Consider the following 22,501-nt stretch of genomic DNA (forward strand, 5'->3'; position numbering starts at 1 on the left):
GCGCTCAGCTCGCGCGTCGACCGTTCTCGTGCCCCTCGGGCACGCGCGGCGCGACCTCCGCGGTCGTCTCGCGTCGCACGCGGATGCGGTTCACCACCGAGCGCACGCCGAGCACGTGCTCTGCGATCTCCTCCGCGAGCCACTTCTGCTCGCGGTCCGCGACCGTGCCCTCGATCGTCACGCGCTGCTGCTCGACGCGCACCTCGAGATCGCTCGCGTCGAGCCATCCCTCGTGCGTCATCGCCTCGCACACGTCGTCGTGAATGCGCGCATCGCTGCGCGTCGCGCGGAACGCGGGCACCCCTTCGCGCGGCGGCAGCTGCCGCATCACCCGCGGCTGCATGATCCGCGCGTCGCGCGAAGGCCCGAGCCACGGCGGACGGTGCTCCGCGAACGCGCCGTAGTCGCGCTCGTCGAGGTGCCCGAGCCCGCCGTACGAGTGGGAGTGCGCGTCCATGCCGTACAGCAGCCCACGACGATCGAGATCGTGATGCGCCTCGTCATCGAGATCGCTCGGCATCCGGAGCCGACGCTTGAACGCCTCCCACCTGCGATCACGCCGCATGTGACTGGTCGTAGGCGCGCGCCGACGCGCTTCCAACTCAGCGCGCCGCCGCGAACCGCCCTTCGGCGCGCAGATCGCGCGCCCGCCGTCGCCCTCGCGCGCGCTCCGCGTCGAGGTGCAGCAAGTAGTCGTCGAAGTCGACCTGCATCGTGTGGCGCGGTGACGCGACGTACCGATCGAACATCGCCTCGCGCTCGTGCGCGACGTCGCGCTCCATCTCGGATCGCGACGGAAGCGCGTACTCGCCCAGCAGGTAGTCGGCGATCCACGCCGACTGCACCTCGGCGAGCGGCATGATCGCGCCGAGCGGCTGCAGCAGTCCGACGAAGAACAGGTTCGGGTACGCCGGGTGGAACACGCGCCGGAAGAGCGGCAGGTCGTTGTCGCGCGCCGACACGAACGACGGATCGAAGAACGGGAACGTCACCTTGTAGCCGGTGCAGTAGACGATCACGTCGACGTCCTCGACGCGTCCGTCGACGAAGCGCACCCGCTCGCCCTCGAGCCGCTCGATGTTCGGCCGGTACTCGATCGCGCCGTGCGCGAGCCGATCGAGGATGCGCCCGCTGATCGTCGGATGGGCCGATCCGAACCGGTGATCGGGCATCGGGAGCCCGTAATTCGTGGGCGATCCCGCGGTCATCGCGAGCAGCGTCTCGCCGATGCGGCGCCGGATCCGGAACGGCACGCGCGCGTCGGTGATGATCGTGTCGAGCGGCCTGCCGAACATGTGCTTCGGCACGATCCACGCGCCGCGGCGCGACGCGAGGAACGTCTTCTTCGCGACGTACGAGGCCTCCACCGCGATGTCCATCGCGCTGTTGCCCATGCCGAGCACCAGCACGTTCTGGCCCTTCCACGCGTCGGGCTCGTCGTACTCGTGCGCGTGCATCTGCACTCCGTCGAAGTGCCCGGGGAACGCGGGCTCGGGCCAGCGCGGATCCCAGTGGTGCCCGTTCGCGACCGCGAGCGCGTCGTACGTCTTCGTCTCTCCGCTCGAGAGCGTCACGTCGAAGCGCCCGTCGGCGCGCCGCACCGCGCGCTCGACCGCGGTCTCGAAGCGGATCGAGCCACGGAACCCGAAGTGATCGACGTAGCGATCGAAGTACGCGGCGATCTGCGAGTGATGGGGAAAGTCCGGATAGTCGGCGGGCATCGGGAAGTCCGAGTACGCCATCCGGCCCTTGCTCGTGTTGATGTAGAGCCCGCGATAGCAGGCGCTCATCCCGTTCTTGTTGTGATGGACCCAGTTGCCGCCGACGCGGTCGCTCTTCTCGTAGCAGTCGAAGGGAAGACCACGCTGGTGCAGCACCTTCGCGGTCGCGATGCCGGAGGACCCGGCGCCGATGATGCAGGTACGGGGCAGGCTCATCGCTCTCGAATGCCTCGATTCGTGGGCGTTTAAGGTACACGAGACCCCCACCTCGCGACGAGGCCGCTTGCGACGCGCGGTCGCCGGGTCCAGCATCGTGATCGTGGAGTGGGTGCTGCTGTTCGTGCTCTGGGCTCCCGTCGTCGGCGCGCTCATGCTGCGCGCCGCGATCCACGACCCCGACCGGAGCGCGCAGGCTCTCGCCGCGTACGTGCGCGCGGCGATCTTCCTGCACGCGCTCGCGCTGCCGCCGATGCTCGTCTCGTACGGCGTCGCGCTGCTGGTGCTCGCGGGGTTCGACGCGGCGCTCTTGTTGATGGTCTGGGCCGCACGTCGTGACGAGCAGCGGCTCGAGCACGTGCTCGACGCGATGCGCGATCCCGCGCGGCGCGACGACGGCGTGCGCGACGCGCGCGAGTGGCTCGGCGTGCTGGAAGCACGTCGCGGCGCGAGCGCGCTGCGCGTCGATCACACGCTCGCGATCGCGCGCGCGCTCGACGCGATGGGCCGCACGCGCGAGGCGGAGCAGGCGCTCGAGCGACTGCCGCGCACGCTGCTCGCGCCTCGCGAGGCCGCGCGCATCTCGCTGGCCCTCGCACTGCTCGCGATCGAGCGCGGCGAGATGGCGCGCGCACGAGAGTTCACGGCCCGTGCCCTCGGCCGTGCACCGCTCGGCGCGCCCGAGGTCTCGACGGCGCGCGCGGTCTGGGCGCTGCTCGACGCGGTCGACGGCCACACGCGACGTGCGCTGATCGGCATCAGCCGGATCACCGGCGTGCTCGCGAGCCCGCTCGATCGCGCGATGATCGCGCTCGCCCGCGCGCACGTCCTCGCGGGCCGAGGCGAGCCCCACGGCGCGAGGGCGCTGCTGCGCGAGCTCGACGCCGAGGCGCGCGCGCGCGCCGAGCGTCTCGCCGCGTCGTGTCCGGGCCCCGCATCGCCGCTCGTGCACGGCCTCGAGCATCCGCTCGAGTCACCCTACCGCTGACGCGCGAGAGAGCGAAGACGAGGAAGCCCCGTCGATCGGCGATCGACGGGGCTCTTTCGAGTGGCCGTGTCGCGAGAAGCGCAAGCGGGTGGGGGCCCGCGCGCAGCTCGGCGGTCGACAGGGGGGCGCGCAGCCCCCCGGGGAAGCTCAGTCCACCGCGCCGATCGTGTTCAGGTACGCGATGACCGCTTCCATGTCGTCGGCGCTCAGGCGGTGCTCGGGGATCGCGGCCATCTGGCCCGAGCCCTCGCGGATCTGACGCCGCATGCGCTCCGGCGTCCAGTGGATGTTCTCGAGCCGCGGCGCCTCGCCCTCGTGGCAGCCGGCGCAGCGCGACTGGTACTTCTCCTGACCGAGCGCGACGTCGGTCGATGTGACGCCGCCGGCGTACTCGCCGCCCGCCGTCGCCTCGCCACCGCCCGCTTCCTCGCCGCCGGCCGCAGCGCCACCGCCGCCACCGCCGCAGCCCACCGCGAGCACGAGTCCCATCACCGTCATCAGTCTGCGCATTCGCCCTCCGTGGATCGCGGCCAGCGTAGACGATCCGCACGCTCGGATCCAAAGGCGAACCACGGGTTTTTCGGAGCATCGACGAAGAGCGCGGAGCGCTCCGTGCGCCTCGTCAGCGAGGGCGCGTCGCATCGCGCAGGAAGCGATCGCTCAGCACCTCGTCGCCGTCCTCCTCGAGGCCGAGGTCGTGCGAGAGATCGCGCGGCTCCTCCCGCACCCGATCGCGATCACGATCCCGCCGCCGACGGACCGGCTGCGCGACCTCGACGGCAGGCGACGGCGCGGCCTCGACGATCTCCGCCGCGGCGCTCGGCTCGACCTGCGGCTCGGGCTCCGGCGCCGCGACCACGACGCGCTCCACGATCGTCGGCGGCGCGCTCGGCGGTGGCGCGCTCGCCTGGACGACGAGCACGCCCGCGAGCGCCGCGGCGACGACGCTCGAGAGCCCGAACGCGAGCGCCCACGGTCCGCGGCGCGAGGCCGGCGACGACTCCGCGCTCGCGATGCGCGCCTCGAGCTCGCCGCGCATCGCCTCGCGCTCCGACTGCACCGCCGCGATCTGCGCGCGCAGCGTGTCGAGCGATCGATCACGCGCGGCCTCGGCCTCGACGCGCAGCCGCGCCTCGACCTCGATGCGCACCCGCTCGCGCGCTCGCTCCGCCTCCGCGGCCTCGCGCGCCTCGATCTCGCGGCGCGCGGCAGCGGCAGCGTTCGCCTCCTCGGCGCGACGTCGCTCGTCCGCCTCGCGACGCTGCGCCTCGAGGCGCTCCGACTCGAGCTGTCGGAGCTCCGAGAGGGCCACCATCACGCTGTTCTCGCTCGTCGCCATCGCCGCCTCCCGCGCCGTGCCGCAGCACGCGCTCTGGCGGACCTCTTCAGCAGCCTCCGAGCCATCGCGACAACCGCGAGATTTCCTGCGATTCGCGCCCGACCGAGCCAACGACTCTATGAATCGCAGAGCGATGATTCTACGATTTGCGACCGCGCCCGACGGGCTTCCGCGCCCGGAGCCCGAGCTGGTTGAAGCGCAGCCGCACCCGCCGCGCGCCGCTCGGATCGCGACCCGCGAGCAGCCGCTTGGCCATCGCGTCGAAGTCGCCCTTCGTCTCCACGAAGAGCCGCTCGTAGAGCTGCGCCTCGAGGCTCCGCGCGACCTCGTGCAGCGTCGCGCCGGGGCGCACGTCGAAGGCCGCGGCCACGCGAGGTCCCTTCCCGCTCGGCGTCTCGTCGGGCGCGAGCGCGCCGAGCAGCTCGCGGATCAGCTTCGCGGGGATCGGGATCGTGCGCGCCGGCTCGCCGCTCGCGCCGCGTCCTTCGCGCGCGGCCTCGAGCGCGTCGGAGAGCGCGAACACGACCGCGCTCGCGACCAGCAGCTCGAGCTCGCGCACGTTCCCCGGCCACGCATGCCGCATCAGCTCGTCGAGGCTCGAGCGCGCGAGCACGAACCCCACGCCGCGCGACGGCGGCCTCGGCGCCGCGCGACGCGCGATCTGGAGCTCGGCGTGCGGCGCCCCGCGGATCCCGGCGACCTCCATGTACTCCGCGAGCAGCGCGCGATCGGCGCCCGCCGCGAGCTTGCGACGCACGAAGACGTGCGCGAGCTCCTCGAGATCCTCGAGCCGCTCGCGCAGCGGCGGCACCACGAGGCGCGCCGCGGGGTTCAGGCGCGCGTAGAGATCGGCGCGGAACGCGCCGCTCGTCACCTTCGCGCGCAGGTCCGCGTTCGTCGCCGCGATCAGCTTCACGTCGACCGCGCGTGGCGCGGTCTCACCGAGCCGCGTGATGCGTCCGTCCTGCAGCGCGAGGAGCAACATGCGCTGCGCCTCGGGCGGCAGGTTCCCGATCTCGTCGAGGAAGAGCGTGCCGCCGCTCGCCTCCTCGAAGCGACCGCGACGATCGACCGCGCCGCTGAACGCACCGCGTGTCGTGCCGAAGAGCTCCGACGCGATCAGCGTCTCGGGGATCGCCGCGAGGTCGACCGCGACGAAGGGCCCCGTGCGCCGCGTCGCAGGATGGATGACGCGCTCCGCGAGCGCGCTCTTGCCGGTGCCGGTCTCGCCGAGGATCAACATCGGCAGCGACGTGCGCGCGAGGGCGAGCGCATCGCGGCGCAGGCGCGCCATCGTCGCGGCGCCGCCCCACGTGTACCCGCCCGCTTCCGGCGAGTCGCGACGTCGCGCGAGCACGCGCTCCACGAGCAGCGAGAGAGCGCGCGCGTCGTACGCCGCTTCTCCCGCGAGCGTCGCGAACTCGTCGACCGAGAGCGCCTCCGCCGCGTCCTCGAACGCGATCTCCTCCTCCGACGTCATCAGCACGACGGGCAGCTCGCCGCGCGCGCGCCGCAGGTGCGCGAGGATGTCGATGCCCTGGAGGCGCCGCCGACGCTCGAGGTCCGGCTCGTCGGACGGGAGCAAGCGTTCCTCGGGCACGTCGAACGCGACGTCGAGCAGCACGACGTCGACGTCGCGGTGTCGCGCGAGCGCTTCCTCGGCCTCGCGCGCGTCGTGCGCGTGCGTCAGCGTGCACCCGGTGCGACGCGCGCAGTCCCAGCAAGGCCCGGGCTGATCGCAGCGCGTCGCGTAGTCGTAGTCGCGCAAGAGCGCGTGGGCGAGCTCGACGTAACGATCCCCGTCGTCGATGACGAGCAGCTTGGGGCGGGTGGCGCTCATGACGTCCGTTCGCGCGCGATCGCGCGCAGCGTCTCCTCGATCGCGCGCGCGTCGCGGGCGATCGCGCTCAGCGCAGCCGCGTCCCCGGCGCGCGCGTCGGCCTCGCGCGCGTCGATCGCACGAAGGCGCGTGCGCACGTCGTCGAGCCGCGCGTCGGGCGCGATCGCCGCGAGCGGCCGCGCGAGCTCCTCGAAGCGCGCCGATGCACGCGCCCCGCGGTACGTCTCGTACACGTCGCGCAACAACATCGACGCGAAGAGCCCGTCGATCATCTGCCCGTCGCGAAGGTTGCGCGCGGTGCGCGCGACGTACTTGCCGACGTCGTGCAGCAGCGTCGCGGCGAGCCGTCGCGCCTCGCTCATCGCGCGACTCCGAGCGCCTCGCGGATCGCCGCCGCGTCGAAGCCGGGCACCGCGCGCACGTCGCCGTAGAGACGACGCAGGTTCGCGAGCCGCTGCGCCGGGAAGTCGTGCACGAAGAGCGCGGGCTGCGCGTGACCGGCGCGTCGCAGCTCCGCGAGCACCAGCGTGCCCTGCTGATCCTTCAGCCACCGCAGCGCACGCGCGCGATCACCGCCGAACAGGCGGCGCGCCGTGTCCTCGAGATCGCCGACGAGCGCCTCCTGCGGCGCGCGCTCGAACCGCAGATCGACGAGGAACGCGTCGAAGCGCGTCTCCGCCGCGCGCGACAGCGCTTCGGACGCGGAGTGCGCCGCCGCGATATCGCACGCATCGGCCAGGAAGAGCCGCGCGAACTCCTCGTACTCCTGCCCGTCTTCGATCAGCAGGATCTTCACGCGGCCTCCGCGCGCGACGAGGGCTCGTCGTACACACGAAAGAAGCGCAGCGCGACCGCCTTCGACCAGCCCGTCTCACCCGGCTCGACCACGATCGCGCCATCGTATCGGCTCAGCGCCGCGGTCACGAGCCCGAGCCCGCTGCCCACGCGTCGCTCGTAGATCGCCTCGGTCGTCAGCGCGTCGGGGCTCGTGTCGTGCACCCGCACCACGACGTTCTCCTCGCCCGTCGGCTCGAGCTCGGTGCGCACGTCGAGCCGGATGCGACGCGGCGCATCGCTCCGACCCACCGCGAGGATCGCGTTGCGCACCACGTTCTTCAGCACGAGCACGAGATCGACCCGGAACACCTCGATCGCCGGCGCGGGATCGGGCGCTTCGATCGCGAGTGCGTCGAGCGCCACGCGCGACGGCGCGTACTCCTTGCGCACCTCGTCGACGACGTCTCGCAACAACCCTGCGTCGACCTTCGTGCGCACCAGCTTCGCGACGAGCGTGGCGAGCCGCCGATCGAGCGCGCGCAGCTCCTCGTGCGCGCGGCGCAGCTTCGCCATCGCCCTCGCATCGCCCGCGCGCAGCGCGCCCTCCAGCTTCGCGATCGCGACGATCGCCTTACCGGCGCGCGCGAATTCGCGATCGCGCCGATGCAGATCGAGCTCCGGCCCGAGCGCTCGCTCGAACGCGCGCAGGTGCCCGTCCCACGCATCGCGCAGCGGCTCGCCGCCGAAGAGCCGACCGCTCACGAACTCGCGCTGCGGCACGCTCGCGCGCCCCTCCGCGAGCGCCTCCACCGCGCTCGCGACCGCGCCGATGCGATGCTTGAGCAGCTCGTGCCGCAGGCCCGACACGAGGTACGCGATCGCCGGATGCAGCTCGGGGCGCGACGACGCGAGCTCTTCGAGCGACCGCATCCGACGGCTCGGCCGCAGCACCAGGAGCACGAGCGCGATCAGCGCGAGCACCAGCGACGTGAGCGCGAGCCACGACGCGGCATCCGCGCCGCTCGTCGTGCTCGTCGCTTGCGGCTCGGGCCCCAGCGCGTCGAGCCAGGCCGCGGCCTCTGGGTCGAGCTGCTCGAGCTCGCGGCGCGCGATCGCCGCGTCGGGATCGTCGGGCACGAGCAGCAAGAACTTCCGGTACGTGAACGCCGCGCGGATGAAGAGGTGCGGGTTCTCGGGGTCCAGATCGGCGCGCCGCCGGAACGCGCGCGCGAGCGGAAGGTTCAGCCGCGGATCCATCGGCGCGAGCAAGAGCGCGTCCTCGAACGATCGCCGCGCGTCGGGATCGCCCTCGTCGACGCGCGCGATCCCCTCGCGATAGAGCGCGTCCGCCTCGGCGAGCAGTCGGTGCGCCTCGCGTCCCTCGGGCGTCGCCCGATCGATCGCGTCCCACGCGCGCCACGCGTCGGGATCGCGCTGCGTGTGCCATCGCTCTTGCGCGTCGGACCACGCGCGCGGGGCGTCACGCCACGTCTGTCGATCGCACGCGACCATCCCCATGATGGCGACGAGCACGAGAGACGCGGCGCGCGAGCGCATCGCCGATCGAGAGTGCATCAGCGTGTGATCGCTTGGGAAGCGATCGAGCGTGAGCGAAGGGCGATTGAATTTTGCGCCCTCATGTTGCTAGGCTGCCCCTCTGCCCGGGGGGGCGGGAGTGGGGGGTAAAATGGACATGGCGAGCATCTCGACCGAGAAGCCCGCTCGGCAGGGGCGCCGTCGGCGTCTCCTGATCGTCGACGACGAGCCGCACCTCGCGCGGACGCTTCAGATCCTGCTCGGCGACGAGCACGACGTGGACGTGGTCACGTCGGGATCCGCAGCACGCGAGCGGCTCGAGCGCGACGCGAGCTTCGATGCGATCCTCTGCGACCTCGCGATGCGCGACGTCTCGGGGATGGACCTTCACGACTGGCTCTCGGGCACCCTGCCCGACGTCGCCGCCCGCATGATCTTCATGACGGGCGGGGCGTACACGCCGGAGGCGCGCGCGTTCCTCGATCGCGTGCCCAACCCGCGCGTGGAGAAGCCGTTCCGCCTCGAGGAGCTGCAAGCGCTCGTGCGAGACGTCGCCGAGAGCTGAGCTCCGATGCGGCTCGATCGGTAGCGCGCCCGGCCGACGTCGCCGGGCGCGCGCTCGGGTCAGGCGATCTGCACCACGGTCACGCGATCGCCGCCCTCGTCGCTCTCCCCCGGGCGCCATCGCTTCACGTAGCGCGTCGCGCCGCGCAGGTAGTCGCGCACCGCATCGCGCAGCGCGCCAGTGCCGACGCCGTGCACCAGGAAGCCGATCTTCTCGCCGCTCCCGTAGAGGCGATCGAGGAACGACTCCGCCAGCCCGAGCGCCTCGTCGACGCGCAGACCACGGAGATCGAGCGTGTTCGAGTCGGTGCGCACCGCGATCGGCTCCGCCGCGGGCGGCGGTGCGTGCGCAGGGGTCGGCGTCTCGCGACGCTTCTCGGTCTTCGCCGGCTCGGCGGCCTTGCTCGCCGCGCCCTCGCCGCCGCCGTCCGCGCCCAGCACGCGCACTTCGTCGACGTTCGCCCAGAGCTTCACCGCGCCCGACGCGACGCGCACGCGGCCGCGGGTCGGCCCCTCGACGATCTCGAGCTCCGCGCGAAGCCGCGGGACCCACACGCGCACGCCGGGCCCGAGCGCGCCCGCCGTCGCGGGCGCTCCGCGCTCCTCGGGCGCGGCCTCGGGCGCGATCGCCCCCGCGAGATCGCCCTCGCGCGTGCGCAGCGCCGCGCGCTCGACCGCCTTGCGCGCCTCCTCGACGAGCGCCTGATCGCCTTCCTTCTTGCGCATCGCCGTGCGCGCGGAGCGCACCTCGTCACGCGTCTCGCGGATCATCTTGAGCAGGCGCTGGCCCTCGTCGGTCAGCTTCCGCTCCTCGCGCTCCTTCAGCTTGCGCAGCTCGTCCTGCACGCGCGTCCGCTCGCTCTCGAGCGCGCGACGCTCGAGCGCGAGCGCCTCGCGCTCCCTCGAGACCTCGTCGTGCTGCTGCTCGAGCCGCCGCACCAGCGCGTCGAACGTGCGCGCCTGCTCGGGGAGCATCTCCTTCGCGCGCTCGATCACCACACGATCGAGCCCGAAGCGCTGCGCCACCGCGAGCGCGCTCGACGCGCCCGGCACGTCCATCCGCACGTGGAACGTCGGCGCCATGCGCGCCACGTCGAAGCCCACCGACGCGTTGCGCAGCCGCGCATCGCTCAGCGCCATCGCCTTGAGCGGCTCGTAGTGCGTCGTCACCGCGAGCGCCGCGCCGCGCCGGCACAGTGAGTCCACCACCGCGCACGCGAGCGCCGCGCCCTCGCCGGGATCGGTGCCCGTCGCGACCTCGTCGAGCAGCACCAGCGCGTGCGGTCCCGCCTCGTCGAGGATCGTCGCGAGGCGCCGCACGTGCGCCGAGAACGTGCTGAGGTTCTTCTCGATCGACTGCTCGTCGCCGACGTCGCTGAGCACCGGATCGAAGAACCCGACGACCGCGCCCTCCTGCGCCGGCACCGGCAGTCCCGCGCGCACCATCAGCGCGAACACGCCCATCAGCTTGAGCGCGACCGTCTTGCCGCCCGCGTTCGGCCCCGAGAGCACCAGCGCGTTCCCCGCGGCGAGCGCGAGATCGTTCGGCACCACGTCGATCCCCTCGAGGATCAAGAGCGGATGCCGCGCGTCCTTCACGTCGATGCGCGCCTCGGGCACCAGGTCCGGCACCCGCGCCTTCAGGTCCTCCGCGAGCCGCGCCGACGCGCTCCGCAGATCCGCGCGATCGAGCGCGTCCACCGCCGCGCGCAGCTCGGGCAGGCGCTCTCGCACCAGCTCGCTCAGCTGCGCGAGGATGCGCGCCTCCTCGGCCTCCATCTCGCCGAGCGCGAGCGTCAGCCGGTTCTGCTGCTCGATCAGCGAGCGCGGCTCGATGAACACCGTCGCGCCGCTGCCGCTCGTGCCGTGCACGATGCCTGGGATCTTGTCGTGCGCGTCGGTGCGCATCGGCAGCACGTAGCGGCCGTCGCGGATCGTGTGGAAGCGATCCTGCACGACGTCGCCGTGCTCGATCAGCATCTGCTCGAGGCGCGCGATGATCTTCGCGCGGAGGTTCGCGACCTCCTGACGCAGCCGGCGCAGCTCGGGCGACGCGTGATCGCTCACCGTCCCGTCGGCCTCGATCGCCGCGCCGATCTCCTCCTCGAGCGAGTCGAGCGTCGGATCGATCGGGCACGCCGCGACCAGCGCGGGCGCGCGATCCCGCCGCCGCGCCAGGAAGAGCCGCAGCGTGCGCGCCGCGCCCAGCGTCACCCGCAGATCGCGCAGCGCGATCCCCTCGAGCGAGCCCGCGCGCGCCACCCGATCGAGGCTCGACCGCACGTCGCGGATCCCGCTCAGCGGCAGCGGCTCGCCGTCGTTGCGCAGCGCGAGCGCCTCGCGCGTCTCCTCCATCGACACCCGCGCGGTCGCGAGATCGGGCGCGAGCGCGAGCGAGGTCAGCCGGGCGCCGAGCGGCCCCGCGCAGCGCGCCGCGACCGCCTCCACCACGCGCGACCACTGCAGGTCGCGCAACGTCTTCGCGAGGCCGAGATCGCCGGCCTCCGCACTCGATCGCGTCGAGTGCGTCTCGATCGTCTCCATGGTCACCGCGTGGCGTTCGAGGGAGGATTGGAAGAATCGTCGCGTCCGGAGAGCGAGCGCACCACGGTGCGAGGACCGCGGCGCTCCGCGCGCTTGCCGATCACATAGAGCCCGATGCCGATCGCCGAGAGGAACAGCACGACCGACGCGCAGCCCAGGATGGCCCAGACGTATCCGACGTAACCGAACGTCACCGCGGCGAATCTGTCATGGGCGCAGAGCTGCGGCCACCGTGCGCGAGAGCCGGTTCTGATACGATGCTCGCGTGTCGCCAGGTCGCGCGCGCGCGCTCTTCGCTTCGATCCTCGTCTGCACCGCCGCAACACTGCCGGGCTGCGCCCAGCCCGAGCACGCGGTGCTGATCGAGGCCCGCTCCCAGGGCGACGTCGAGACGCTGCAGGTCACGGTCATCGATCTCTCGGGCGAGCGCCCGCCCACGCGCACCAGCCCGCGCCCGGTGCGCCGCAGCGCCGAGGACATCCAGACCGGCGAGCCGGTGCGCATCGCAGTGCCGCTGCCGGGCCCGATGCGCGCGCTCGTGCACGTCGTCGCGACCGGGCGAGACGCGACCCAGCGCTTCGTCGCCACGCGCTGCTACGACGCGGGCGGCGTCGTGCGCGACACCGTGCTGCTCGTCGGTCCGATCGGCGCGGACCTCGACGCCGACGGCGACGCGTTCCCCGTCGATCCCGGCGCGACCTGCCGCGACCCCGGCGAAGAAGGCCGCACCACGTCGTGCGACTTCGCGTGCGACGCCTCCGAGGGCGCCGACTGCGACGACGCGGACGCCACGATCCACCCCGGCGCGCCCGAGCTCTGCCGCGACGACGTCGATCAGGACTGCGACGGCCGCGACGCCGAGTGCGAGGACCGCGACCGCGACGACTGGCGCTCCTGCAGCGCGGCCGACGCGCCCGGCACCTGCGACTGCGAGGACGGCGTCCGCGAGATCAACCCGGGCGCGACCGAGATCTGTCGCGACGGCGTCGACCAGGACTGCGACGGCCGCGACGGCATCTGCGATCAGGACGGCGACGGCTTCGAGGCCGATCGCGAGACCGGCGGCTCGCCCGACTGCGACGACACCGACCCCGAGATCTTCCCGGGCGCGGTCGAGGTGTGCACCCCGCGCGACGATCCGGACGCCGTCGCGCGCGACGAGGACTGCAACGGGTTCGTCGACGACGCGCCCGACTGCACCGACGACGATCTCGACCGCGACGGCTCGCCCGCGTGCACCGACGTCGCCCCCGGCGCGGGCTGCGCGCGCACCGACTGCGACTGCGACGACTGCGACGCCGGCATCCACCCCGGCGCGATCGACTTCTGCGGCAACGGGCTCGACGAGGACCAGAACGGCACCGACTCCGCGTGCCCCTCGGGCGACGCCGATCTCGACGGCTTCGCGTCGCTCGCCGCCGGCGGCGCCGACTGCGACGACACCAGCGCGAGCATCTACCCCGGCGCGCCCGAGCGCTGCGGCGACGGCATCGCGCAGAGCTGCATCGCCGACGTCGACTGCGCGGGCGGCGACACCGACGCCGATCAGTACGTCCCGCCCGCCGACTGCGGCCCGGACGACGCAGCGCAGGCGCCGGGCCAGGCCGAGGTCTGCAACACGCTCGACGACGACTGCGACGGCACCACCAACGAGGTGCTCGGCACCCCGGTCGCGGGCCTGCCCTACGGCCCGAGCGGCTGCGTGCTCGGCGACGCGCGCCTCGGCCCGACGTGCGCGGGCACCGGCGCGTGCGTCACCGACTTCCTCACGAGCGTCTTCCACTGCGGCGGCTGCCGCGTCGCGTGCAACGTGCCCGGCGGCGACGTCGTCGCGGACGTGTGCATCGGCGGCGTGTGCGACTGCAGCTCGCAGGGCGGCGCGCTCGGCGCGTGCACCAGCGGCACCACGTGCTGCAGCGGCGCGGGCTGCCGCGATCTCCAGACCGACGTCGACAACTGCGGCTTCTGCGGCCTCGCCTGCGACGACGCGTCCGATCGCTGCGTCGACGGGTCGTGCTCGTGCGGCACGCTCGGCCGCCCCTGCGACAGCGGCGCGACGTGCTGCGGCGCGGGCTGCGTCGACACCCAGACCGACGAGAACAACTGCGGCGTCTGCGGCAACGTCTGCGGCGTGAGCTCGAGCTGCGTCGCCGGCCGCTGCACCTGCGACGCCGGCTTCGCCGACTGCGACGCGAACCCCGCGACCGGCTGCGAGGTCGACACCCGCACCGACTCGAGCCACTGCGGCGCGTGCCGCAACGTCTGCATGCGCGCCGGCGCGAGCGCGGTGTGCGTCGACAGCACCTGCCAGACCGGCAGCTGCACCGCGGCCCGCGCCAACTGCGACGGCGTCGACAGCAACGGATGCGAGGTCGACACCCGCAGCGACGAGCTCCACTGCGGCGGGTGCGGCAACGAGTGCGGCACCAACGCGACGTGCTCGAGCGGCGGGTGCGCGTGCGACACCAACTTCGGCGACTGCAGCGCCGCGACGCTCGGGTGCGAGACCGACCTCCGCACCTCGGTCTCGAACTGCGGCGGCTGCGGCATCGCGTGCAGCGCCAACCAGACGTGCAGCGCGCGCAGCTGCGTCTGCCTCCCCAGCTTCGGCGACTGCAACGCGAGCGCGGGCTGCGAGACCGATCTCCGCACCACCGCCGCGCACTGCGGCCGCTGCGGCAACGACTGCGGCCCCAACGCGACGTGCGCCGGCGGCGCGTGCATGTGCGCGCCGAGCTTCGGCGACTGCAGCGCGGTCGCGGGGTGCGAGACCGACCTCCGCACCACCGCCGCGCACTGCGGCATGTGCGGCAACAACTGCGGCCCGAACGCGAGCTGCGTCGGCAGCGGCTGCGTGTGCGCGCCGAGCTTCGGCAACTGCACCGCGGCCGCAGGGTGCGAGACCGACCTGCGCATCACCCCGACGAGCTGCGGCGGCTGCGGCAACGACTGCGGTCCGAACTCCACGTGCGCCGGCAGCGCGTGCGGCTGCGCCGCCAACTTCGGCGACTGCACCGCGGCGGCAGGGTGCGAGACCGATCTCCGCACCAACGACGCGCACTGCGGCATGTGCGGCAACGCGTGCGGACCGGGCTCCGACTGCGTCGGCAGCAACTGCAGCTGCACGCCGAGCTTCGGCGACTGCACCGCGACCGCGGGCTGCGAGACCGACCTCCGCACCACCGACGCGCACTGCGGCATGTGCGGCAACGACTGCGGCCCGAACGCGGGCTGCAGCGGCAGCACGTGCAGCTGCGACGCGGACTTCGACGACTGCACGACGGCCGCGGGCTGCGAGACCGACACCTCGTCGTCGCTCGCGCACTGCGGCGCGTGCAACAGCCCCTGCGACGCGATGCGCGCCGACTCGTGCGTCGACGGCGACTGCCAGTGCGGCGACGGCCCGCCCTGCAACGCCGGTCAGACCTGCACCGGCGGCGCCTGCACGATGATGTGATCACGCGGCCCGGATCTCACCGCACCGCGACGTCGATCCCGTGGGCTCACCAGGTCGATCCGGACCACGCACCAGGTCGACCTGGACCACGCACCGGCTCGACCTGGACCACCCACCAGCTCGACCTGGACCACGCACCAGGTCCGACCCCTCGCGCGACCACCGCCGACGTCACCATCGTTGGGAACGGCGCTGGTCGGACGACCACCGAGGACGTCACCATCGTTGGGATCGGACCCCATCGGATCACCACCGAGGACCCCACCCGATCACCACCGCGAACCCCAAGAATGGTGACGTCCCTCGAGATCGGCCGGTTTGCCCGAGAAAACTGCGATCTCCGGAGGTCCGCCGACGTCGATCTCGTCGACTCTCGATCGAGATCGCACGAACGTGACGTCGATCCGCGTCGAGATCGCGATCGATCACTGCGGCTCCGGGGCGTTCGCGCACCTCGCGAGCCCGATCCGGCTCGGAGTCTCGGCACGACGCCGTGCGATCTCGACGACGATCGCAGCGCGCGACGGCCGGATCGCTCCCGGATCGTGCTCGCGCTCGTGATCCGCTAGAACGCGGCTGCGATGCACGGTCTCGGCGCGTCCACTCCGCTCTGGTCGGTGATCCCGTTCGCGCTGATGCTCGGCGGGATCGCGGTGCTGCCCCTCGCGCTCTCGCACTGGTGGGAGTCGAACCGCAACCGCGCGATCTACACGGCCGCGGTGTCGCTGCCGATCGCGCTGTGGCTGCTGTTCGTCGACTCGCACGCGCTCGCGCACAGCATGCTCGAGTACGTCTCGTTCCTCGTGCTGCTGGGATCGCTCTACGTGATCGCGGGCGGCATCCACGTGAGCGGCGATCTCGAGGGCACGCCGGGCCGCAACGCGGGGCTGCTCGCGCTCGGCGCGGTGCTCGCGAACTTCGTCGGCACGACCGGCGCGAGCATGCTGCTGATCCGCACGCTGCTGCGCACCAACAAGCAGCGGAAGAACAACACGCACGTCCCCTTCTTCTTCATCCTGATCGTGTCGAACTGCGGCGGGCTGCTCACGCCGCTCGGCGATCCGCCGCTCTTCCTCGGCTACCTGCGCGGCGTGCCGTTCACCTGGACGCTGGGGCTCGCGCCGTACTGGGTGCTCGCGGTCGGGTACCTCGTCGCGCTCTTCTGGGTCGTCGATCGCCGCGCGTACGCGCTCGAGACGCGCGACACCCTCGCGCGAGATCGCGCCGAGGCGGTGCCGGTGCGGGTGGGCGGCGCGATCAACGTCGTGTACCTCGCGGGCGTGATCGCGGCGGTGTTCCTGCCGTCGCCGTGGCGCGAGATCGTGATGGTCGGGATGGCGCTGCTGAGCCTGCGCGCCGCGCCGCGCGAGGCGCGCACCGCGAACGGCTTCACGTGGGCGCCGATCCTCGAGGTCGCGATCCTCTTCGCGGGGATCTTCGTGACGATGGTGCCGGCGCTCGCGCTGCTCGAGGCGCGCGGCGACGAGCTCGGCCTCGGGGCGCCGTGGCAATTCTTCGTGGTCACCGGCGCGCTGTCGTCGGTGCTCGACAACGCGCCGACGTACCTGACGTTCCTCAGCGCCGCGCAGGCGCTTCAGCTCCCGGCGGACGTGGTCGGCGTGCCCGCGACGTTCCTGACCGCGATCTCGCTGGGCGCGGTCTTCATGGGCGCGAACACGTACATCGGGAACGGCCCGAACTTCATGGTGAAGGCGATCGCCGAGGAGTCGGGCTACCGGATGCCGCTCTTCTTCGGGTATGCGCTGCAGGCGATCGCGGTGCTGGTTCCGTTGTACGTGCTGATCGCGATGTGGCTGGCCTGGTGAGGGCGCTCGGAAGAGCGGTGAGCTCTCGGTGGATGGCGTGAGGGGATGGGTCCGGCAGCCGGGTGCTCGCGGGCTGCCTCACGCGCGGCCGTGAGCGTCGGGACGCGGTGGGCGCATCGCGGCGCGCGCTTCGCGCTCTGCCGCGATGCTGTCGTCAGTCCGTGGTCGGCCTCGGAGGCCCCCGTCGCACGAGGCCGCCGGACCCATCCCCTCACGCCCGGTACGCGGGGTCTGCCGCCTCGCTGGCTGAGGTGTCGATGGCTCGCGGCCGGTCCGCGCTTCGCCGCGGCCCGGACGCTCGCGCGTAGCACCGCGCTACGCGCGTGTGCGCGCTTCGCGCGGGATTGGAGAGCGCGGTCGACCTGATGTCGTGGTGTTCGGGAACGACGCGCGCGTCGTCGCTCGAGCGTGATCCGCGCAGGCGGGCGGAACGGTCAGCGCGGGCGGCGGAAGACGTCGGGGATCTTCAGGTCGCCGTGGCCGCCGCTGCCGGCGCCGTCGTCTTGCTTCGTGCGGCCGCCGCCGCCGGCGGCGCGGGCCGCGCGGAGCGGGATCGTGAGCTCGGTCGCGCCCTCCGGCGTGAGCTCGATCTCGCCCTCGCTGCGGCCCTGGCGCGCGCGCACCGTGATCGTCTCGCCGGGCGCCGTCTCGAAGGTGCACGGCGTCTCCTGGCAGACGTCGCCGCGGCCCACCACCCACACCCGCGCGCCCTCGGGGCGCGTCACGACGCGCACCGCGATCGCCGAGGGTCCCGCGTCGGGCTCGCTCGGCGTCGTCGCGACCTCGCTCGCGCCTGCGTCGATCGTCGCCTCCGCGTGGCCCGCGTCGGTCGCGCTCGGGACGACCTCGGGCGATCCGCGCGGCGGCTCGGCGACCGGCGTCGTCGCGCCGTTCGCCTCCGCGCCGCCGCCCATCAGCCACAGCCCGACGCCCGCGACCGTCGCGATGCCGATGCCCGCGCCGATCCCGATCGCCAAGCCGAGCCCGCCGCGCTTGCCGCCCGCGGCGGGGAGCTCCTGCGTGACGGCCTGGGGCGACACCGCGCGCGCGCCCTTCGGCTTGTACTTCACCGGCTCGCCGTAGCCGACGAACGTGCCGCCCCGCACGTCCTCGCCGCCGAGCGCGCGCGAGAGCGCGTCGCGCATCTCCTCGCACGTCTGGAAGCGATGCGCGGGATCCTTCGCGAGCGCGCGATCGATGAAGCCCTCGACCGACGGGTCGACGCTCACGCTCGGGTTCACCGCCGTCATGCGCGGCGGCTCTTCGAACATGTGCTGCGTCAGGATGCCCATGAACGTGTCGCCCACGAAGGGCACGCGTCCCGTCAGCATCTCGAAGAAGATCACGCCGAGCGCGTAGACGTCGACGCGGTGATCGAGCTCTTTCCCCGCGGCCTGCTCGGGCGACATGTACTCGGGCGTGCCGAAGATCATGCCGGTCTTCGTGAGCTTCCGACCCGGCGCGCCCTGGGTCTCGATGTCGCTCATCTTCGCGATGCCGAAGTCGACGATCTTCACGAAGTCGGGGCGGCCGTCGCGGGTGACGAGGAAGACGTTCTCGGGCTTCATGTCGCGGTGGACGATGCCCTTCGCGTGCGCGGCGCCGAGCGCGACGCAGCACTGCGAGAGGATGTCCGCCGCGCGATGGAGCGGGATGGTCGAGTCGCGCTGGAGCACGTTCGCGAGGTCTTCGCCCTCGAGCAGCTCCATCACGAAGTAGATCGCGCCGGCGGGCGTCTCGCCGAAGTCCGAGATGTCGACGATGTGCGCGTTGCCGATCTTCGAGGCGCTCTTGGCCTCCTGCCGGAAGCGCTGCACGACCTCGGGGCGCGAGCTGAAGTCGTCGCGCAGCACCTTGAGCGCGACGCGCTTCTCGATGATGACGTGCTCGGCCTCGTAGACGATGCCCATGCCGCCCTCGCCGATGCGGCGCAGGATGCGGTAGCGATCGTCGAGGATCTGTCCGACCATCACGTCGCTCGCGTCGAGCGGCGGCACGGCGAGCTGCGAGGGCGTCTGGAGCCGCGCTCCGTCGTTCGGGCAGAAGACCTCGCCCCCCTGGAACTCGGTCTTGCAGGCGGGGCAGATCTTCATCACGGCCACGAGCGGATCCCTCGGTGAGCGAGGCGACGCTACACCCGTTCCGCGCGGCGGGTCAATCGAGACACCTGGGTCGATCGTGTGAAAGCGCGTGTGATTTCCAGCTCTTTGGGCGCAGATCCGCGAGGCTGGTAGAGTCGCCCGCCATGCGACCGGTGCGCATCCTGCCCGACGACCTCGCCGATCAGATCGCGGCGGGCGAAGTCGTCGAGCGACCGGCGAGCGTCGTGAAGGAGCTCGTCGAGAACGCGATCGACGCGGGCGCGCGCACGATCAAGGTCGAGATCGAGGGCGGCGGGATCGCGCTCGTGCGCGTGAGCGACGACGGGCACGGGATGCGCGAGGACGACGCGCGCCTCGCGGTGCGGCGCCACGCGACGAGCAAGATCGCGGCGCGCGAGGACCTCGAGCGCATCGCGACGCTCGGGTTCCGCGGCGAGGCGCTGCCGTCGATCGCGTCGGTGTCGCGCTTCTCGCTGGCGACGCGCACCCGCGACGCGGTCGCGGGCACCGAGGTGCGCATCGAGGGCGGCGCCGAGCCCGACGTGCGCGACATCGGATGCGCGCCGGGCACGACGGTCACGGTGCGCGATCTGTTCTTCAACGTGCCCGCGCGACGGAAGTTCTTGAAGGCGGTCGGCACCGAGAGCGCGCACGTGCGCGAGGCGCTGGTGCGCGCGGCGCTCGCGGACGCGTCGCTGCGACTGACGCTGGTGCGCGATGGGCGCGTGGCGCTCGAGCTCCTGCCGACGAGCGAGCTCGGCAAGCGCGCGGCGCTGCTCTTCCCCGAAGAGTCGCTGGCGCGCATCGAGGGCGTGCGCGACGCGATCGAGATCGAGGCGTTCCTCTCGGCGCCGGAGCGCGCGAGGAACGGCGCGGCGCAGCTGCACCTGTACGTGAACGGTCGTCCGGTGCGCGATCGTGCGCTCGCTCGCGCGGTGGCGTTCGCGTACGGGAGCGTGCTGCCCGCGGGGCGCTATCCGGTCGGCGTGGTGTACGTGCGGATCGCGCCCGAGCGCGTCGACGTGAACGTGCACCCGCAGAAGGCCGAGGTGCGCTTCGACGATGCGCGCGCGGTGCTCGACGCGATCACGCGCGTGCTCGCGCAGGGGCTCGGCACGTCGCCGTTCCGCGGGCCGTCGTCGCGCGGCGCGGACTTCTGGGCGCAGCGCCTCGGGGTGGGCCCGAAGGAGGAGAGCACGCCCGAGAGCGACCCGTGGGGGCTCGCGGTCGACTCGCCCGCGCCGGCGAGGACCATCGAGCCCGCGGCTGCGCCGAGCACGCCGCTGCCCTACTCCGCGCTGAGCGCGCTGACGTCGCGCGCCGCGGAAGGTCCGTCGCTGCTCCCGAAGCCGGGGTTCTTCGGCGCGCTGCGCGTCGTGGGGCAGGTCGCGCGCACGTACGTCGTGTGCGAGGCGCACGACGGGCTGTACGTGCTCGATCAGCACGCGGCCGACGAGCGCGTGCGGTTCGATCGCCTGAGGCAGCAGCACGAGTCGCGCGAGATCGCGATGCAGCGCCTCCTGATCCCGGAGCGCGTCGAGGTCGCGCCGTCGGAGGCGACGCTCGTCGAGGAGCGCGCGGAGACGTTGCTCGCGCTGGGCCTCGAGCTCGCGCGCATCGGCGACACGACGCTCGCGGTGCACGCGGTGCCCGCGCTGGTGAAGCGCGCGTCGCCCGAGCGCCTCGTGCACGACGTGCTCGCGCAGCTCGCGATGAGCGGCGAGCGCGCGTTCGGCGACGCGATCGACACCGCGATCGCGACGATGGCGTGCCACGGCGCGATCCGCGCGGGCGACACGCTCTCGCCGCGCGAGTGCGAGGAGCTGCTGCGCGCGCTCGATCGCGTGGGCGACTTCGCGCGGCACTGCCCGCACGGTCGCCCGGTGGCCTACGAGATCTCGTTCCTCGAGCTCGCGCGTCGTGTGGGACGTTAGACCTCCGGTGCTCGTGGTCGCGGGCACGACCGCGTCGGGCAAGACCGGCGCGGCGATCGAGCTCGCGCGGACGCTCGGCGGCGAGCTGATCGGCTGCGACAGCGTGCAGGTCTATCGCGGGTTCGACATCGGCTCGGCGAAGGCGACGCCCGAGGAGCTCGGCGGCATCGCGCACCACCTCGTCGACGTGATCGATCCCGACGAGGAGATCGACGCCGCGCGGTACGCCGCGCTCGCCGACGCGGCGATCGCGGATCTCGACGCGCGCGGGAAGATCGCGATCGTCGTCGGAGGCACCGGGCTCTGGCAGCGCGCGCTCTTGCGTGGGCTCGTCGACCTGCCGGCGCCCAATCCCGCGATCCGCGCGCGGCTGGAGGCCGACGCGCGCACGCTCGGCACCGCGGCGCTCCACGCGCGACTGCGCGAGATCGATCCGCGCGCGGCGTCCGCGATCCACGAGAACGACGAGCTGCGCATCGTGCGCGCGCTCGAGGTCTTCGAGCAGACGGGACGCCCGCTCGGCGAGCTGCGCGCGGAGCACGCGCTCGGTGCGCCGCGCTATCCGTACCTGCACGTCGCCCTCGACCTCCCGCGTGACGAGCTCTATGCCCGGATCGACGCGAGGATCGACGCGATGATCGCCGCAGGCTGGCTCGACGAGGCGCGCGCGCTGCTCGCGCGATGGGGCGCGGACGTTCGTCCGTTCGGCAGCGTCGGGTATCGCGAGCTGCGCGATCACCTCGTGCACGGCGTGCCGTGGGACGAGACCGTGCAGCACGTGCGCAAGTCGACGCGCGTCTACACGAGGCGCCAGCGCACGTGGCTGGGCAACGAGCCCGACGTCGCGTGGCGCACCGACGCGAAGACGCTGCTCTCGCCCGAGGGCGAGGCGCGCATCCGCGCGTTCTTCGCGGAGCACGGGCGATGAACTTCGTGGGCCACGCGCACGTCGCGCTCGATCACGGCGACGCGCCGGCGTTCGTGCTGGGCTCGATGCTGCCGGACTTCGCGTCGATGTCGCGCGCGCGCCTCGAGACGCCGTCGCACCACGAGCTCGCGGCGGGCGTCGCGCTGCATCACCGCACCGACGACGCGTTCCACTCGGCGCCGGCGTTCGTGCGCATCTGCGCGACGTGGGGCGCGGAGCTCGAGCAGCGCGGCATCGGATGGGGCGCGGCGCGCGCGGTCGCGCACGTCGGCACCGAGATGCTGCTCGACGGGCTGCTCCTCGATCACGACGCGACGCGACGCGCGTACCTCGACGCGGTCGCGACGCTGCACGACGCGCAGATCGTCGCCGCGCTGCGGGTGTCGGGCCCGGGCGCGGAGCGGTGGCCCGGCGTGCTCGAGCGGGTGCGCGGGCACGGCACGCCGGACTTCTATCGGGAGCCCGAGGTGGTCGCGGATCGGCTGATCCAGATCCTCGCGGCCCGCCCGCGCCTCGCGATCGACACCGCGCACCGTGAGACGCTGCGCGCGGCGATGCACGCGCTGCGCGGAGACGTGGAGGGCGCGGCCGCCGAGCTCGTCGGCACCACGCGCGCGGCGCTCGTGACGCTCTGATCTTCGAAGCATTCCGCGGTTTGCGCACATCCGACCACCCATTCGGGGAAAATTTCCCCGAATCGTCTGGAACCGATGCCGGCCGTCCATTAGG

18 protein-coding genes are annotated in these 22,501 nt (G+C 72.9%); 7 read left to right on the top strand and 11 right to left on the bottom strand.

The annotated features are described in order from the left end of the window. Positions 1–4 precede the first annotated feature (4 nt). Together DB32_RS25080 and DB32_RS25085 are read right to left on the bottom strand one after the other, a co-directional pair. Positions 5–520 carry a BON domain-containing protein gene (locus DB32_RS25080; protein ID WP_169791548.1) on the bottom strand — a complete coding sequence of 172 codons (516 nt, stop codon included), beginning with the start codon at positions 518–520 and terminating at the stop codon, positions 5–7. A gap of 82 nt (positions 521–602) precedes the next feature. Next, complete coding sequence (locus DB32_RS25085) at positions 603–1,937, bottom strand: flavin-containing monooxygenase (RefSeq protein WP_053235169.1); 1,335 nt, start codon at positions 1,935–1,937, stop codon at positions 603–605. Here DB32_RS25085 and DB32_RS25090 point away from each other — a divergent pair. Next, positions 1,912–2,925, top strand: a complete 1,014-nt coding sequence (locus tag DB32_RS25090) for a hypothetical protein (RefSeq protein ID WP_157069372.1) — start codon at positions 1,912–1,914, stop codon at positions 2,923–2,925. The genes DB32_RS25085 and DB32_RS25090 overlap by 26 nt on opposite strands. 147 nt (positions 2,926–3,072) lie before the next feature. Here the strand turns inward: DB32_RS25090 and DB32_RS25095 are convergent, their stop codons facing one another. From DB32_RS25095 to DB32_RS25120, 6 genes are all read right to left on the bottom strand, one after another. Beyond that, entirely contained in the window at positions 3,073–3,423 is a 351-nt protein-coding gene (locus DB32_RS25095) for a c-type cytochrome (RefSeq protein WP_053235171.1), read from the bottom strand. A 124-nt stretch (positions 3,424–3,547) separates the two neighbouring features. Next, positions 3,548–4,264, bottom strand: a complete 717-nt coding sequence (locus DB32_RS25100; protein ID WP_053235172.1) for a hypothetical protein — start codon at positions 4,262–4,264, stop codon at positions 3,548–3,550. Between the two features lie 139 nt (positions 4,265–4,403). Then, positions 4,404–6,104: a sigma-54-dependent transcriptional regulator gene (locus tag DB32_RS25105; RefSeq protein ID WP_053235173.1), complete on the bottom strand. Its 1,701-nt coding sequence runs from the start codon at positions 6,102–6,104 to the stop codon at positions 4,404–4,406. Then, positions 6,101–6,466 (bottom strand): hypothetical protein, encoded by a 366-nt coding sequence (locus DB32_RS25110; RefSeq protein WP_053235174.1) that lies wholly within the window; start codon positions 6,464–6,466, stop codon positions 6,101–6,103. Before DB32_RS25110 ends, DB32_RS25105 begins: the two co-directional genes overlap by 4 nt. Next, entirely contained in the window at positions 6,463–6,900 is a 438-nt protein-coding gene (locus DB32_RS25115; protein WP_053235175.1) for a response regulator, read from the bottom strand. Before DB32_RS25115 ends, DB32_RS25110 begins: the two co-directional genes overlap by 4 nt. Beyond that, on the bottom strand, positions 6,897–8,456 hold the full coding sequence (locus tag DB32_RS25120; RefSeq protein WP_053235176.1) for an ATP-binding protein: 1,560 nt from the start codon (positions 8,454–8,456) through the stop codon (positions 6,897–6,899). The genes DB32_RS25115 and DB32_RS25120 overlap by 4 nt, the downstream gene beginning before the upstream one ends. 118 nt (positions 8,457–8,574) lie before the next feature. On the opposite strand from DB32_RS25120, the gene DB32_RS25125 reads away from it, so the two are divergent. Further along, positions 8,575–8,982, top strand: coding sequence for a response regulator (locus DB32_RS25125; protein ID WP_053235177.1), 408 nt, complete (start codon positions 8,575–8,577; stop codon positions 8,980–8,982). 59 nt (positions 8,983–9,041) lie between these two features. Here the strand turns inward: DB32_RS25125 and DB32_RS25130 are convergent, their stop codons facing one another. Then, positions 9,042–11,525: an endonuclease MutS2 gene (locus tag DB32_RS25130; RefSeq protein ID WP_053235178.1), complete on the bottom strand. Its 2,484-nt coding sequence runs from the start codon at positions 11,523–11,525 to the stop codon at positions 9,042–9,044. Positions 11,526–11,527: 2 nt separating this feature from the next. Further along, the gene (locus DB32_RS25135) at positions 11,528–11,719 is read right to left on the bottom strand and encodes a hypothetical protein (protein ID WP_053235179.1); all 192 of its coding nucleotides are present in this window, start codon (positions 11,717–11,719) and stop codon (positions 11,528–11,530) included. A gap of 71 nt (positions 11,720–11,790) precedes the next feature. Between DB32_RS25135 and DB32_RS25140 the strand changes: the two genes are divergently transcribed. Further along, positions 11,791–14,982, top strand: a complete 3,192-nt coding sequence (locus tag DB32_RS25140; protein WP_053235180.1) for a MopE-related protein — start codon at positions 11,791–11,793, stop codon at positions 14,980–14,982. A gap of 581 nt (positions 14,983–15,563) precedes the next feature. After that, on the top strand, positions 15,564–16,808 hold the full coding sequence (locus DB32_RS25150) for a sodium:proton antiporter (protein ID WP_053235182.1): 1,245 nt from the start codon (positions 15,564–15,566) through the stop codon (positions 16,806–16,808). A 434-nt stretch (positions 16,809–17,242) separates the two neighbouring features. On the opposite strand, the gene DB32_RS25155 is transcribed toward DB32_RS25150, so the two are convergent. Next, a complete protein-coding gene (locus DB32_RS25155) occupies positions 17,243–18,901 on the bottom strand; it encodes a serine/threonine-protein kinase (protein WP_157069374.1) in 1,659 nt (552 codons plus the stop codon). Between the two features lie 152 nt (positions 18,902–19,053). Between DB32_RS25155 and mutL the strand changes: the two genes are divergently transcribed. From mutL to DB32_RS25170, 3 genes are read left to right on the top strand one after another with little or no spacing between them, the layout of a single operon-like run. Further along, positions 19,054–20,844 carry a DNA mismatch repair endonuclease MutL gene (gene mutL / locus DB32_RS49135; RefSeq protein ID WP_053235184.1) on the top strand — a complete coding sequence of 597 codons (1,791 nt, stop codon included), beginning with the start codon at positions 19,054–19,056 and terminating at the stop codon, positions 20,842–20,844. Then, positions 20,831–21,772 carry a tRNA (adenosine(37)-N6)-dimethylallyltransferase MiaA gene (gene miaA, locus DB32_RS25165; RefSeq protein ID WP_169791549.1) on the top strand — a complete coding sequence of 314 codons (942 nt, stop codon included), beginning with the start codon at positions 20,831–20,833 and terminating at the stop codon, positions 21,770–21,772. The genes mutL and miaA overlap by 14 nt, the downstream gene beginning before the upstream one ends. Next, the gene (locus tag DB32_RS25170) at positions 21,769–22,407 is read left to right on the top strand and encodes an ACP phosphodiesterase (protein ID WP_053235186.1); all 639 of its coding nucleotides are present in this window, start codon (positions 21,769–21,771) and stop codon (positions 22,405–22,407) included. The genes miaA and DB32_RS25170 overlap by 4 nt, the downstream gene beginning before the upstream one ends. Positions 22,408–22,501 lie beyond the last annotated feature (94 nt).

The organism is Sandaracinus amylolyticus (assembly GCF_000737325.1).
GTDB lineage: Bacteria > Myxococcota_A > Polyangia > Polyangiales > Sandaracinaceae > Sandaracinus > Sandaracinus amylolyticus.